We start from the raw sequence: 14,769 nt of genomic DNA, 5'->3' as shown, positions 1-14,769 counted from the left end.
ATTGATCGACTTGCGGTGTATTACTACAGAATGTTTTACCGACCTTTTTGGGTTGATCGTTAACTGCGAGAGCAGTGGCAAACGGACGATCAAGCGGCAGCGCCGAGCATAGAGCTCATGAGACCACGCCAACCCAAGCCAGTTTGCCTGACGACAATAGAGTTGTGGAACCACCTGATCCCTTGCCGAACTCAGAAGTGAAACGCAACATCGCCGATGGTAGTGTGGGGCTTCCCCATGTGAGAGTAGGTCATCGTCAGGCTTCTAAATACAAAAAAGGCCACCCCATTGGGGTGGCCTTTTTTGTATTTAGGATACGATGAACTTCTCTTACTACCATGCAGCGCAAAGCGCTGCCATGTGAAAGCCCATGCTCCGAAGGAGCAGAGGCTAGGGCGCCGAAGGCGTCGCACTGCGATGGCGAGCGCAGCTCGACACCCAGTGTAGGTCATCGCCCCACCAGCAGGCACAAGCCTTCCTAACTCCTCCCTTCACCCGAAAACCCAGCCTTTCTTTCTTCAAAATCCATCCAACCCATATGACGTTTTTTTAGACGCTTTCCCAAACCCAGCAACCACGCCGCTCACACCTAATATCCCAGACTTACCCACAGCTCTGTCCAAGGTTTCTGTGTGTAAGTGGTTGTGCATAACTCTGAAATCCCTCAGGAAATCAGTAGTTAACCAAGCTGCACGGTGTCGGCTGTTGGTAGAAGAGCGCTGGGAAGTGATCGCAAAAAGCAAGGTTAATTTACGCTGCGCGCCCGGTATTTTTCTGTTGAGATTCACAAGGGTTGGCGGATTCTTAGTGAGGAATAAGCGCCGAAAAAGTAGTCGTTTCCCACGGGCTAACAGTGGCGGGGGGTAGCCGTCATATTCACGAGTTATCCCCAGCCCTATCCAGTATTTCTGTGCACAACCCAGATTGTGAACATCACTGCCCGTATCTTTTTATGCTCTGCGCAGGCAACTAGAAATGGAAACTCCACCCCAGTGATGCCGATTCAACATCGTACTGGCTGAGCAGTTCACGACTGCCAATTTCCGGAAACAGCTCCCATTCCGCGCGTAACGTCCAGCGATCCTCGAGGCGGTAACTGACGCCCGCGCCGTAACCCCAGTGGAAGCCGCTACTATTCTCGGAATAGGCCCCATCAACCGGGAAGCTTACAGGTTGCAACGAGCCGTCTCCCAGTTCAAATACGGCGATCGCATCACCCCGCTGTCTGGCACGCAGCTGGCTGAGCCAGAAGCCGCCTCCAAGCTTGCCAAACACCGTGAATCCCGACCGTCCGATAGGGAGGTGTCCGACAACGAAGGCATTGCCCATACGGGTGGTCAGCTTCTCTTTCACACCGAGGTACGGTAGCTGGGGGTTGCGGACGGAGAACTGGCTTGTCATCGTGGCGCTCTGCCGCAAGTCTGCCTCCACGGCCAGATTCGGGCTCCAGCGCCAGCCGGCATAGAGTTTTACGCTAGGCCCACTGTCGGCACAGTCCGCCAGCTCCGCCGTTTGTTGCTCGGCATTCAGGCCGTCAACAAAACTTCGTGCATTGCGGCACAGCGGATCCTGGGCCGTGTGTTGCAGGCTGATGCCACCGTATCGATGAGAATAGAAATCGGCACTGGCAAGGCTGCTGCCCAGCAGTGAAAGGGGTACCACAAGCAGAAAGGGAAGCCTGACCATGGCGATACCTGCTCTGGAGTCAAAGAAAGGTTTAGACCGGCCGCCCTGTCCCGAAAGCTCCCTGGGAAACGACCTGTGGGCTGGTACACCGCCCACCCATCACATCATATTTTGAGTTGCGCACGCAATTCCGCCAACTTCTTGGCATTTTCGGCTTTCGATAGCGGTTTTGCTGGCTGATGCTCTAGTTGGACTTGCTGCGGCGCGGGCAGGCTCTCACCGGCCATCAGTCGCTCACAGATTTTCTTGTAATGACTGGCGAACACGGGGTAGGCCGAAGACTCTGGGTTGTTGGCGAGGAAAAACCAGTCCGCCGCACGCCCTGCGTGGTAGACCGCTGGGTGGCTCCACTTGTGATTTGCTTTGGGGCTGGGTGCGTTACAGGCTTCGCGATAGGCTGCGCGCGGGTCGGGCAAGCCGTGCTCTCCCTCGGCGCAGAATTGCAGCATCTTGTGGATGGTGGGCAGATACTCGGACTGTTTGATGGCGCGCTTGGCGCCAGCAACCATTTGCTCGGGCGAGAAGCCCGCCAAGGATTCCAGCCACAAGCGCTTGGCGTGGTTCAGTGTCTGAACATCCTGGAAGGCCGAGTTGAACTGGTTGTGATAACTCAGCTTGAGGAGGCCGAACACCTCATTGAGTGCGCGTTTGCGCGCCTCAAGCTCCGGGCTACCAGTTTGTGTCTGTGACGATGTCCCAGACCGGTGTGTCCCTGGTGCGTTGGTTACCTGAGTGCCCGGATTCTTTTGGCTTGCCATGATTCTGTCCTATCGCGAATTTGTTGCGCTCAGCCCACTGGTAACGGGCGTGCCGTACGAATACCGAATCCCAGCTCTTGCGGGCAGCACCCTGTTCGCGCCAGTAAAGTCGAAACTCCGGTACCAGGCCGAGAACAAATTCGCGGTCGATTTCACATTGATTCAACAGGTGGCCGAGGCAGTCGGTGGACGGCTGCCAATTGCGCGAGATGGGCTTGGCCACCGGGTTTTTCTCGATACCCTGGCAGTAGTAAGCCCACTCGGTACGCGCGTAATCGATAAACTGCTCGCCCCAGCGTGCACTGTGGCCGCCACGCTCCAGCCATTTATAAATAAATTCCGGCAGTAATTCTGCGGCAAAACTGGGGTTAATGGCCAGTCGGCGCAATTGCTCCCAGGTGTTTTCACTGGGTTGCCAGTCGCGCGTCATCGGTTCCGGCTTGCGCTTTTCAATAAATGGGGTGTCCTGCTTTTCCCAGTCTTCCGTTACCCAGTCATTGAATTCCAGGTCCCAGGAAACGGATTGCTTGCCGCTGTTACGATGGTACTCGACAAACCGCTGCAGGCAGCGCCGCACAAACGTGCTCGGCACCCCCTCATCGGAGAGCTTGCGCAGGGTCTCCTCTCCCGGGTGCCACTGTTCGGGAATGGGTTGCTTGCGCCCTTGAGTCGCACGAAAAGACTCCCACTTGGTCTTTACCTGCTTCAGGAACAGGGAGCCAAAGGAGTGCCGGCTTTCGCCGCGGTCACGCCAGTAAGTGACGAACTCGGGCAGCTGCTCACGCACGAAATGTTCCGGCACACCCAGCTGCGCGATACGCGCCATGGTCTCGGAATCCGGCTGCCAGCTCGGCGAAATAGTGTTGGCCGCCCGCGGTGCCGGGGCCTGTGATGCCGAGGTGGTTGATTCCGCGGCAGTCTGCTGCCCTGAGGTACCAGTCAGTGCAAATTTGAGCATCGCACTGCTGCCGTAGGGCGCTGCGCCGAGCAACAGGGCTCCTTGATTGCGCAGGCTGGTGGAAACCCGCTGGATGTCTGCCGGCTCCCAGAATGGCAACAGCCGTTGCAGTTGCTCCCCCTCTGCGGTGTACCAGTCCCGGCCGGGATGTGAATCTACCGCCAAAAAGGGTATCAGGTCACCCAGCGCCGCCAGCAATACCGCCTCCTCCAGGCCGAGGGTGGCGGCCAGAGTGGGTGAGATGACGAGGGGGCGTTCCGGGAGCAGGGGGTGTTTCATGGCGCGATGATACCACCCGGGGTGAGGCTACCGGGAGTGGATTTGAGCCTGCGTGGGCCGGCCAGCGGCTGACTTTGTGGTCGATTCGCATTTGCCGGCAGGCAATGGGCCGCACCCGCTAGGCTGTGGGTAGGTTGTCTCCGGCCTGGTTTACCCTGCCGCCCCTGGAACCCTTTAAAATGTCGGTGCCTAACCCTTGGTGGAGAGCAATATGACTGAGAAATCATCGATATCCCCACAAACCTTCCGCCTGCAGGGGGTGAGTTGTGCCGGCTGCGTGAGAAAAATCGAGTCTGCGCTGGGCGAGGTGCCGGGGGTTGACGATGCCCGCGTAAATCTGGGCGACAAAACCCTGGTGGTCGAGGGCAGCGCGACTACGCAGGCCTGTATCGCCGCGGTGGCGTCCGCCGGTTACGGCGCGGAGGCGGTGCAGGTGAATGCCCGGGTGTTGCGCGCGCAGCAGCGGGAGGAGGAGCAGGCGCACTACCGGCAACTGTTGTGGCGCTCGGGTATAGCGCTGGGGCTCGGGGTTCCCCTGATGATCTGGGGACTGGTGACCGGCGAGATGGGCGTGCACAACATCGCTCAGCAAGTCGCCTGGGGCAGTGTCGGCCTATTGACTTTGGCGGTGCTGGTTTTCTGTGGCGGGCACTTTTTTACCGGTGCCTGGCGAGCCTTCCGTCACCACAGTGCCACCATGGACACCCTGGTAGCGCTGGGTACTGGCACCGCGTGGCTGTTTTCCATGCTAGTGGTATTGCTCCCGCATGTACTGCCGGAGTCTGCACGTCACGTGTACTTTGAAGCCAGTGCGATGATTATCGGCCTGATCAACCTGGGGCAGGCGTTGGAAGTGCGTGCCCGCGGTCGCACCAGTGCCGCGGTAGAAAAGTTGCTGCAATTGCAGGACCCCAATGCCCGGGTCATCCGCGACGGCGAAGAAATGGATATTCCCTTTGACCAGGTGATCGTCGGCGACAAGCTGCGCGTGCGGCCCGGAGAAAAGATTCCGGTAGATGGCCGCGTTGTTGAGGGCGAGAGCCTGGTGGATGAATCCATGCTTACCGGCGAGCCGCTACCAGTAAAAAAAACGGGAGGTGATGCGCTCACCGCCGGCACCCTGAATAAAAATGGCAGCCTGGTATTTGCGGCGGAAAAAGTGGGGGCGGATACCCGCCTGGCGCAGATTATCCAGATGGTAAAAAACGCCCAGAGCTCGCGGGTGCCCATCGCGCGCCTCGCAGATACCATCTCATCGATTTTTGTGCCGAGTGTCATGATCATCGCGGTGGTCGCTGCACTGGTCTGGTACAACTGGGGTCCCGACCCGAAAATCGCGCATATGCTGGTGGTGCTGACCTCGGTACTGATTATTGCCTGCCCCTGTGCGCTTGGGCTGGCCACACCCATGTCGGTGATGGTGGGCGTCGGCAAAGGGGCAGAAAATGGGGTGCTGGTGCGCAACGGCAAGGCCCTGCAGCAGGCTACGGATCTCGACACCCTGGTGGTGGATAAAACGGGCACGCTGACCGAGGGCGCGCCGAAACTGACCGATATCGAGTGCGACGGCGATGCCGATGCGCTGTTGCAACAGCTCGCGAGCCTGGAAAGTCGCTCCGAACACCCTCTGGCAGAGGCGGTTGTCAGTGCCGCCCGGGAAAAACAGCTGTCGCTCTCGGATGTGCAGGGTTTCGAAGCCATTACCGCGCACGGTGTCCGTGCTGAGGTCGACGGGAAAACCGTGCTGCTCGGCAACCGTAAATTGATGCAGCGCGAAGGCATCGACCCCGGCAAGTGGACAGAAAAGGCCGAAGCACTGGCGGAGCAGGGGCGTACCGCCATGTATGCGGCAGTGGATGGTGCCATGGCCGGCATCATTGCGGTGGCAGACCCCATTCGCGAGGATGCACACGCTGCAGTTGCACGCCTGAAAAAGCTCGGGCTGCGTATCGAAATGCTGACCGGGGACAACCGGGCGACGGCAGAGGCCGTGGCCAGGCAGCTGGGCATCGATCACGTTCACGCGGATCTGCTGCCGGAGGACAAGGAAAAAATTGTCGCGGACCTGCAGAAAAACCATGCCAAGGTCGGGATGGCGGGCGATGGTATCAACGACGCCCCGGCATTGGCGCGGGCAGATGTGGGATTTGCCATAGGTGCGGGCACCGATGTTGCCATCGAGTCTGCGGATGTGACCCTGATGCGCTCGTCACTGCACGGCGTTGCGGATGCTGTGGAGCTTTCCCGCGCGACCCTGCGCAATATCAAGCAGAATCTGTTTGGTGCGTTTATTTACAACACCCTGGGCATTCCCATTGCCGCCGGGGTGCTTTACCCCATCACTGGCATGCTGTTGAGCCCGGTCATCGCCGGTGCGGCGATGGCGTTTTCTTCGGTTACCGTGGTGAGTAACGCCAACCGGTTGCGGTTTTTCAAACCGTCACAGAACGGAGGTACCGCATGATGGAGTCCGTAGTGATTAACGTGCTTGGTCTTGCCGCAATTGTACTGACGGTATGGTGGTTTTGGCTTGCGTCCAAGGGCAGCAGGCAGCCTGCGGCGGGTGTCGACGAGGCGTTACAAATACTGGTCAAGGATGGCGTATACGAGCCCGACCGGATTCGCATTGCTGCCGGAAAAGCAACGGTGCTGAAATTCCGGCGGGAAGACGCATCACCCTGTGCGGAGTGGGTATTGTTTCCCGACCTGGAAATCAGTGCACAGCTGGCGGTCGATCAGGTGACCGAGGTGCAACTTCCCGCAGCGGATGTCGGCGAGTATCCGTTTCACTGTCAGATGCAGATGTATCGCGGCACCCTGATCGTTGAGTAAAAGCCTGTGCCGAGGAGTTGGCATGACTGGGCCAGATGACCGGGCCGGCGAGTCATCCGGGCTTCTCGGATTCACGAATACTTCAGTGTTGTTGCTCAAAGTGATCGATATTCGCGTACACAGAGGTGCTGCCGTCCCGGTTGAGCTGCAGTACCTTGTATGGCGTAAAACGGTCACCCACTTCCATGCCGGGGCTGCCCAGAGGCATGGCCGGCACCGCCAGGCCGCGTGCACCGGCCGGCGGATTCCGCAGGAACTGACGAATCAGCTTTGCCGGAATATGCCCTTCGAATACATAACCGTCCGCTGACACACTGGTGTGGCAAGATTGCAATTCTATCGGTGCGTTGGGAAAAGTCTTGCGGGGCTCTTCCTGGAAATAGTCTTGGGGCTATTTGGGGGGTTAGTCAAAACCCCGGTGTATACCGGCCTGCTGCAGTTCCTCCAGCGCCGGATCGGTGCCCGCCAGTGCCATATGCAGTTGTGTGGTATCCGGTAGCGGGTGCATGGCGTAGTAGAACTGCCAGGGGGCGTCCCGGTCGGCCAGGGTTTCGTCGAAAGAGACACCCTCCCCCAGGTGGTAGCCCGCCAGGTTGATCCGCCCCAGCCCCTCGGAGATGCCGGTGCCGCGGGCCTTGAAAAAGGCCTCTTTCATGGTCCACAGCCGGTAGAAATGCATCGGCATCAGTTCCAGCGGCGGCGATTCCAGCAAGGCGCACTCCTGGGGGTGGAAGTAGTGGCGGGCGATCCGCAAAAAGTCCCGCGGTTTGCGCGGCTGCTCGATATCAATGCCGATGGGCGCCTCGCAGGAAACCGCCAGCGCGATCCACTGGCCGCTGTGGCTGAGGCTGAAGTGCAGTTCCGGAAAATCCACTAACAGTGGCTTGCCGCTAGGCAGGCGATCGAACTGCAGCTGTGCAGGCGGCTGCCCGCTGATTTTTCCGAGTACCTTGCGCAGCATGCCACGACTCAACAGAAACTGATGTCGAGCCTCCGCGTGCCTGTAACTGCACTGGCGTCGGTATTCTTCAGCCGATAACAGGGTGGCGAGCTCCAGAGCCTCTGGGCTGTCAGGAGCTATTTCATCGCTGCGTAGCAGCCAAACTGCGGGAAGTGTCATAGAGCCAACAATACGTGTGCTTTGTATTAATGCTAATCGTTGCGCACTCGGCATGCCACCGCGGGAGTGCTATGCAGCTCACCGCTGGGGATTGGCTTGAGGTGCTTGAGGTAAAAGTAGCGTGAGATGAGCGCGGCTTGAAGGCAGGGGCATTGGGCTAGCCATCAGGGAAGGGTAAACTCTGCGGCTTCCGCCGGGCGGCGTACGGTCCGTTCTGCGGCCACTCGTAGACCTAATTCAATTCAAGAGTCCCGCAAGGGGAGAGCCTTTGGCCAAAAAAACCAAAACCGCATTTGTGTGCAATGAATGCGGAGCCGACTACAGCAAATGGGCAGGCCAGTGCAGTGCCTGTGGGGCGTGGAACAGTCTGAGTGAAGTGCGGCTGGGGCCGGCGCATACAGACAGCCGTTCCGCCAACTTTACCGATGCCCAGGCCGGCTACGCCGGTGCCGCGGGGCAGGGCAAGGTGCAGAAGCTGTCCGAAATCGATCTCAGCGAGCTGCCCCGTATCCCCACCAATGCCAGCGAGCTCGACCGGGTGCTGGGGGGCGGGCTGGTGCCGGGGTCGGTGGTGCTGATTGGCGGGCATCCCGGTGCGGGCAAGTCCACGGTGCTGCTGCAGACCCTGTGTCATCTGTCGCAGACCCTGCCGGCGCTCTATGTGACTGGTGAGGAGTCCCTGCAGCAGGTGGCCATGCGTGCCAAGCGCCTCGGCTTGCCCGCAGACCATCTGCAGATGCTGTCGGAAACCAATGTGGAGCAGATCTGCCTTACCGCCGGTGAAGTGAAACCCAAAGTGATGGTGGTGGACTCCATCCAGGTCATGCACATGGCCGAAGTGCAGTCTGCACCGGGCTCGGTGGCGCAGGTGCGCGAGAGTGCCGCCTACCTCACCCGTTTCGCCAAGCAGACCGGCACCGCGCTGATTCTGGTCGGGCACGTCACCAAAGACGGCAGCCTCGCCGGGCCCAAGGTGCTGGAACACATCATCGACTGCTCCATCATGCTCGAGGGTAGCCACGATTCCCGCTTCCGCACCCTGCGCGCGCACAAAAACCGATTCGGTGCGGTGAACGAGCTCGGGGTATTTGCGATGACCGAGCAGGGGCTGAAAGAAGTCTCCAACCCCTCCGCGATTTTCCTGCAGCGGGCGGAAGAAATTGCCGCGGGCTCGGTGGTGACTTCGGTGTGGGAGGGCACCCGTCCGTTGCTGGTGGAACTGCAGGCGCTGGTGGATGACAGCAGCCTCGGTAACCCCCGCCGGGTTGCGGTGGGGCTGGACCAAAACCGTTTGAACATGCTGCTGGCCGTATTGCACCGCCACGGTGGTGTGCTGGTTGGCGACCAGGATGTGTTTATCAACGTGGTCGGCGGTGTGAAAGTGATGGAAACCAGCGCTGACCTCACCCTGTTGATGGCAGTAGTCTCCAGCTTCCGCAACCGCACGCTGGATCGGGACCTGATGATTTTTGGTGAAGTGGGACTCGCCGGTGAAATCCGCCCGGTACCCTCGGGGCAGGAACGGTTGCGGGAAGCGGCCAAGCATGGTTTTAGAAAAGCGATTGTACCCGCAGCGAACCGTTTGAAAGCCGATATCGAGGGTATGCAAGTGATTCCGGTAAAGAGCCTGTCCGAAGCGCTCAATGCCTTAGACATGGCGTAGACGTCCAGGCTGATCCCCGTGTGCTAAGCATAGTGTTCGGCTAGTCGGAAAAAACTCCAATGCTTTTTAGCAAAACGAGAAGTGCCATACTCAACCCGGATAACATGAATGGCCAGAAAAATAGTGCTGCTAGAATCTTATCGAATTGATTTGTATGTTTGCGTAGTAAATCCGAGTCGGCATGGAGAAAGGATACGGGACTGTTTTCTAATATTTTGTGGATTCTTTGGGGGGTCGCAAGGGCTTGTGCAATATTAAGAATGTTCCAGCCGCTCATAAATTCCATGCCCAGACGTTGGTTGAGTTCAGGTTTTTTCCTCAACTTTCGAGCCGTCACTTGGCCAAAAATCACAAAAAGAATGCAGCTCAAAAAACCTGGTATAAAGGCCATTCCAAGTAGGGCTGAAAATGTAGTCATGATTAATCCAACGCATCCATTATAAAATCGTACCAGCTGCCGCTACTTTCATGAGCGATATTATTCATTGCGATTGAGGAGGCTGCTGATACTGTAACAACCGCTAGGCCGCCGACAACCAAGCCTACCCAGCCAATCGGGGTCGCTACCATTAGAATCCCGAGTGCTGCGGCGCCAGCTTTTGCTGTTACGATTCCCGTTATCGCGCTCGCGGTAAAACTGCTGGATTCGATAAAGAGGTCACGCTCCCAGTTCCCGCCGGCTTGATAACTATTATGTACCTTGCCCACACGAGACCCAAAATCAATTACTGCCAACCCATTGCCGAGTAGCTTGGTGTGCTGGCTCAACCTTACCAGCCTGTGCGCCTCAATCTCACTACTGAACTGTAGTTTCGCCACATTACGGCTGCTACGGGCGATATTGGTGCCGCGTTCAGCGCTGGTCAGCGGGGTGCCGCGGCGGGAGCGAATATGACTGGTTACCATATGCAGCTCGGCGCGGAACTGCGCCTGCATACGGTTGAAGGCATGGTGTGCCCTTTGCTTCAGTTGTGCCTGGTTACCGGCTTTGCTCCGTTTCGCCTCGCGGTAAGTGAGTAGCGCTACCTGGTACTCTTTTACCGACTTGGCAAAACCACTGATACGTTCACCGTAAACGCTGGTTGAGGCACCGGTCAGGGCAATATTGTAATCCTTGAGTTGCTCCATCATCGCGGCGATGGCCAAGGTGTTGTCTTCACCAAAGGTAAGCGCCAGCTCGGTTACCGGTTTTGATATGTGTTTCGGTGCCAGCAGCGACTGAATACGCTTGCCCTGGGCATCGTCATGGCCGTTCAGCAGGTAGGGGGTATTGGCTTTGGCAAAGTGTGGGGTGGGTCTATGAAATTCGGAATACTGTTGAAAATTGGCGTTGCAGGCCAGCTGGATAGCTGGCGCACTGAGCGGCCGATTGCACAGGAGAAGCGTAGTCACTTTCAGGTCCTTTTGAAAAGCGCGTAAAGGGAAAACGTAAATTCTACTGATGATGCAGACGGTCTTGAAGTGATATTCGGAGTATGAACGTACCAGTTAGGTTGTGGCTTGTCGGAATAGACCATTCCCTGCGGGCAGGATTTCTCAGCACGGAGTGGATAAGCAGTTTTTACAGGTCTGTGTGGCTGCGGATGCGGTTGCGGCGATCGGCGGCCACCCGATACCTTGGTTGGTGGCCGCCCATCTGGTTAGTGTGCTTGCGGTTTGGCGAGGTAATGCATGGCAAAATACGCGATGCCGATCGCGAACGGGATTGCGGCGGCCGCGAGTGTTCCCATGAGCGCATGGTTGCTCGGATCGGGGGTAAACAGGCCGACCAGTCCGAGGCCAACGGCTACCGCGGTCCAGACGATGCCGCGGCGCAGGTCTTTTTGCGGGTGCGAATTGTTGGCGCTCAGGCTTTCCATCAGTTCCGCAGGTACATCGGCGCCTTTTTCCAGTGCCAGGCGCAGGGTTTGCTGTATCTCGCCATTTTTCTTCGCGAAGTAGCTGAGCAGCATCCACAGGGATAGGCCGACGAGCAGGAAAAAACCAAAAGGCACCAGCAGTGCAAGGGTGGATTCGTTCATTGTGTTCTCCAGTTGTTGATACGCATGTTGATGTGTTGCCGATAGGATGCGTTGGCCGGCGACTTTGGATGCAACTGGAGTGTAAATTCGAACAGACTGCCGTTTGCGCATACCCTATGCAGCGCACCGGCGATGCCGGAGCTCTGGGTCACAGGTTAGTGCCGTCGACGTTTACCTATTTGGTCAGGCGCAGCATCAACTTCATCATACTGCTCGCAAGCTTGCCGTAAGGCGGCATCAGCAGTTTCAGTGGATCCAGCGGGCCCTGGTAGAACACCGGGCGCAGTTTGGAGAAGGTGAGGAACCCCTCGTAGCCGTGGTAGTGACCCATGCCGCTCTCGCCCACGCCACCGAACGGAATGTCGTGCTGGCCCACATGGAGTACGGCGTTGTTGACGCTGACGCCCCCGGACATGACGTGGTCGATGTAATAGTCCCGCAGGTCGGCATCTCTGGTGAATGGGTAGATGGCCAGTGGGCGGTCACCGCGGTTGATATAGGCCGCAACTTCCTCGCGGTTCTTGTAGGTCTTGATCGGCAGCAGTGGGCCAAAAATTTCTCGCTGCATGACGGTCATGTCTTCGGTCACGTTGATCAGCAGGTGTGCGGGGAATTTTTTCAGCGTGTCGCCGCGGTCGCCCTGGCCGTCGGTAAGGTCGATGGCGGTGGCCCCTTTTTGCGTGGCGTCGTCCAGGGTCTGCCAGATACGCTGGAAAGAGCGCTCGTCGATCACCGACGTATAGTCCGGATGGTGGATATCCGGGTAGCGTTTCTTGAATACCTGCTTGGCTTTCTCGATAAACTCAGCGAGTTTTTCTTCGGGTAACAGCAGATAGTCTACCGTGGTGCAGATCTGGCCGGCATTGAACAACTTCCAGAACAGGATGCGCTCGACGGCGGTATCGGTGTCGTAATCGGGGCCGACAATGGCCGGGGATTTGCCACCCAGTTCCAGGGTGACCGGGGTGAGGTTGGCCGCGGCCGCAGCCATGACTTTGCGGCCGGTGGTTCCCGATCCGGTAAAAATCAGGTGATCAAACTTGAGCTTGGAAAACTCGACACCCACGTTGCCGGTTTCTTCGAGGAAAACCAGCTTGTCTTCGGGGAAATAATCCACGCTGATGCGCTTCAAGAGCGCCGTGAGGTTGCGTGAATTTTCCGACATTTTCACCATGGCCCGGTTGCCGGCGGCGAAAATATTGATCAGCGGCCCGATGGAAAGGTTGATCGGAAAGTTCCACGGCACAATAACGCCAACCACGCCCAGTGGTTGAGGAATGACCTTGGCCGCGGAGGACGGGAAAGCCGAGAATTCCACGTGTCGTCGCTGTGGTTTCATCCATTTTTTCAGGCGCTTGATCGTATCTTTGATGCCATCAAGCGCCGGAAATATTTCCGCGAACAGGGTTTCATGGTGGGAGCGGTTGCCGTAGTCCGCGCTGACGGCCTCGACCAGCTCATCCTGGTGCTCGCGAATCATGCGCGCCAGTGCCCGCAGGTCGTTAACCCGCTGACCGTGGTCGGGCACGGGGCCGGCCAGATATGCCTGGCGTTGCTGATCTAACAGGTCTGTCAGGTTTTCGGTGGTGTGATGGGCGACGGCTTCGGCAATCTGGTTCATGGGCGTGGCTCGGTATTGGTTTCAACGATTGTGACGGTCGCGTCGGTGGTACCGGCTCAAAAATCTCTCGCGACGACAAGGTGATTGTACGGCAAGGGATCTGCTCACTCTGGATGTTTGCGGACGTAATTCGATATCCGTCAGCGCGAACCCCCTCTGCCCAGCATACTGCATCTGGGATAGAGGAGGTTGACCGATCAGTCCAGCAGTTTGACATTTTCTGCTGGGTGTTGCGCTTTGCGCGGTTTAAGGACGGATATCCGATGCCTGATGCGCTTCCTCCGCGCTTATTGCCGCCAGTGCTGCAAGTAGGGGCGATACCTGTGCTTCGCTGAGTTCACGGGCGATTTCGTCCAGCTGCAGTTGTAGCTGGCTGCGCTCTGGGCCCAGGTTCAGCGGCTCCGTCGGTGTCGGGTGGAGCTGTGGGGGTGCCACGGGGCTTTGTTCCACTTCTGCCCCTGGCAATGCAGGGCTGGCGGCGGGGTTCTCGAATTCACCGAACAGCGAGTCAGCACGATAGTGTCCTACGGATCTGTCCAGGGCCAGCGGGCTGGATTTATCTGTCCCTGTTGCCGGGCTGATCTCTATCGAGAGGTCGTGTCGGAATATCCGCGACCAGTCATTGGGGTAGAAGCGGCCGTCTACTGGCCCAAATGCTGGATCGAAGTTGCCGCCGTTGCGCCCCCCCTGCAGGTTTGCGGTTATTGTTTCCGTTTCACTGGAGATCAGCCGTCCGTGCAGCTCCGGTTCCTGCCATGTCCACTCGCGAGGGGGATAAATATAGTCCGGCCGCAGTTGTGAGAGGGTGATGTTATCCACGTTTGGACCGGGATTATCGATCACGGTTTTCTCTGTATCGCGATTGTTTTCCGGCGTGGGGTCGGGCCCTTTGTTGCCGTTGTCGGTGATCAGTACCGTATTTTCTGTGGACAGCACGGTGGGCGAAATCGGGTAATCGATGGTTACAGCAAACGTGATACTCCCCTGTTCGCCGGCCGTCAGGGAGCCCACGGCGTAGCTGAGCGTGTCGCCATTTTGTACCCACCCGGTAGTAGAATTGGCTGGGTCGAACGTGGTGTTGGGCGGCAGGGTTTCGGTTATCACCACGCCTTCGGCGGTTGCGTTACCGTCATTGGCGTAGGTCAGTGTGTAAATCAATGTATCGGTCGGCCCGGGAACTGCGCCGCCATCATCCTTATCGATTCTCAGATCGACAAATTCAATGGTAAGGGTTTCGGTGTCGCGATTATTGAGCGGGGTCAGATCGGGTCCATTGGTGCGGTCGTCGGTGACGATCACCCGGTTTTCCTGGGGGCCGAACCCTGCTGTGAGATCTGTGCTCACCGTCGTGGAGAGGGTAAAGGTGACCGAGTCTCCCACCGCGAGTGGGCCGACATTCCAGGTTACCGTCCCGGCTGCGGTGTCGACGACGCCGCCCTGTCCGGCAACAAAGGTACCGAACAGTGCCTGATTCGGCAGGGTGTCGGTCACCACCACTCCGGTGCCGTCCTGGTTGCCGGCATTGGTGACGCTGATGCTCCACTCGATGGTGTCGCCGGGGTTGGCCGGATCGGTGAAGTTTTCCACCTTGTCGATCTGGTAGTCCGGTGCGGCGTCGATGGGGGTGGTGTCGGTGCCGTTGTTGTCACTCGGATTCTGATCCGGGCCGCGGGTGTTGCCATCGGTAATGCTGGTGGTGTTTTCGGTTTGCGTGACGCCTGCCGGTAGCGGAGAGTCAATGATTACCGCAAACGCGACATCGGCGGAGGCACCCGCCGCCACATTGCCCACATTCAGGGTAAAGGTGTTGCCATTTTGCACCCAGCCGGCG

Annotated in this window: 13 protein-coding genes and 1 rRNA gene; 4 read left to right on the top strand and 10 right to left on the bottom strand. The window is 58.1% G+C overall.

Annotated features, from left to right (window positions below; all coding sequences use genetic code 11):
- The first annotated feature begins 146 nt into the window (after positions 1 to 146).
- Positions 147 to 262 (top strand): 5S ribosomal RNA (gene rrf / locus AU182_RS16140).
- Positions 263 to 969: 707 nt separating this feature from the next.
- Here rrf and AU182_RS16135 read toward each other — a convergent pair.
- From AU182_RS16135 to AU182_RS16125, 3 genes are all read right to left on the bottom strand, one after another.
- Entirely contained in the window at positions 970 to 1,686 is a 717-nt protein-coding gene (locus AU182_RS16135; RefSeq protein ID WP_066967528.1) for an outer membrane protein, read from the bottom strand.
- A gap of 104 nt (positions 1,687 to 1,790) precedes the next feature.
- Complete coding sequence (locus AU182_RS16130; protein ID WP_066967527.1) at positions 1,791 to 2,318, bottom strand: replication protein P; 528 nt, start codon at positions 2,316 to 2,318, stop codon at positions 1,791 to 1,793.
- A 37-nt stretch (positions 2,319 to 2,355) separates the two neighbouring features.
- Positions 2,356 to 3,681 carry a DnaT-like ssDNA-binding domain-containing protein gene (locus tag AU182_RS16125; RefSeq protein ID WP_066967526.1) on the bottom strand — a complete coding sequence of 442 codons (1,326 nt, stop codon included), beginning with the start codon at positions 3,679 to 3,681 and terminating at the stop codon, positions 2,356 to 2,358.
- A gap of 211 nt (positions 3,682 to 3,892) precedes the next feature.
- Here AU182_RS16125 and AU182_RS16120 point away from each other — a divergent pair, with 211 nt between their 5' ends.
- On the top strand, positions 3,893 to 6,145 hold the full coding sequence (locus AU182_RS16120; protein ID WP_066967524.1) for a heavy metal translocating P-type ATPase: 2,253 nt from the start codon (positions 3,893 to 3,895) through the stop codon (positions 6,143 to 6,145).
- Complete coding sequence (locus AU182_RS16115; RefSeq protein WP_066967522.1) at positions 6,142 to 6,513, top strand: cupredoxin domain-containing protein; 372 nt, start codon at positions 6,142 to 6,144, stop codon at positions 6,511 to 6,513. Before AU182_RS16120 ends, AU182_RS16115 begins: the two co-directional genes overlap by 4 nt.
- A gap of 82 nt (positions 6,514 to 6,595) precedes the next feature.
- Here AU182_RS16115 and AU182_RS16110 read toward each other — a convergent pair whose 3' ends face one another.
- Together AU182_RS16110 and AU182_RS16105 are read right to left on the bottom strand one after the other, a co-directional pair.
- Entirely contained in the window at positions 6,596 to 6,847 is a 252-nt protein-coding gene (locus AU182_RS16110) for a DUF411 domain-containing protein (protein WP_369802079.1), read from the bottom strand.
- A 69-nt stretch (positions 6,848 to 6,916) separates the two neighbouring features.
- Positions 6,917 to 7,633 (bottom strand): 4'-phosphopantetheinyl transferase superfamily protein, encoded by a 717-nt coding sequence (locus tag AU182_RS16105; protein ID WP_193754363.1) that lies wholly within the window; start codon positions 7,631 to 7,633, stop codon positions 6,917 to 6,919.
- A 268-nt stretch (positions 7,634 to 7,901) separates the two neighbouring features.
- Between AU182_RS16105 and radA the strand changes: the two genes are divergently transcribed.
- A complete protein-coding gene (radA, locus tag AU182_RS16100) occupies positions 7,902 to 9,296 on the top strand; it encodes a DNA repair protein RadA (protein ID WP_066967517.1) in 1,395 nt (464 codons plus the stop codon).
- 40 nt (positions 9,297 to 9,336) lie between these two features.
- On the opposite strand, the gene AU182_RS16095 is transcribed toward radA, so the two are convergent.
- The 5 genes from AU182_RS16095 to AU182_RS16075 all read right to left on the bottom strand — a co-directional run bounded on the left by AU182_RS16095 (position 9,337) and on the right by AU182_RS16075 (position 14,759).
- Positions 9,337 to 9,714, bottom strand: coding sequence for a hypothetical protein (locus AU182_RS16095; RefSeq protein WP_066967515.1), 378 nt, complete (start codon positions 9,712 to 9,714; stop codon positions 9,337 to 9,339).
- A gap of 2 nt (positions 9,715 to 9,716) precedes the next feature.
- On the bottom strand, positions 9,717 to 10,688 hold the full coding sequence (locus AU182_RS16090; protein WP_066967514.1) for a hypothetical protein: 972 nt from the start codon (positions 10,686 to 10,688) through the stop codon (positions 9,717 to 9,719).
- A 248-nt stretch (positions 10,689 to 10,936) separates the two neighbouring features.
- Positions 10,937 to 11,317, bottom strand: a complete 381-nt coding sequence (locus tag AU182_RS16085) for a DUF6249 domain-containing protein (RefSeq protein WP_066967501.1) — start codon at positions 11,315 to 11,317, stop codon at positions 10,937 to 10,939.
- Positions 11,318 to 11,492: 175 nt separating this feature from the next.
- Complete coding sequence (locus tag AU182_RS16080; protein ID WP_066967498.1) at positions 11,493 to 12,938, bottom strand: coniferyl aldehyde dehydrogenase; 1,446 nt, start codon at positions 12,936 to 12,938, stop codon at positions 11,493 to 11,495.
- 246 nt (positions 12,939 to 13,184) lie between these two features.
- Positions 13,185 to 14,759, bottom strand: coding sequence for a DUF11 domain-containing protein (locus AU182_RS16075; RefSeq protein ID WP_066967495.1), 1,575 nt, complete (start codon positions 14,757 to 14,759; stop codon positions 13,185 to 13,187).
- Between the last annotated feature and the right edge of the window lie 10 nt (positions 14,760 to 14,769).

It is taken from the genome of Microbulbifer sp. Q7 (assembly GCF_001639145.1).
In the GTDB taxonomy this organism is placed as follows: domain Bacteria; phylum Pseudomonadota; class Gammaproteobacteria; order Pseudomonadales; family Cellvibrionaceae; genus Microbulbifer.
Note: the sequence above shows the minus strand (reverse complement) of the source record. Positions and strands in the feature narration are given on the sequence as shown.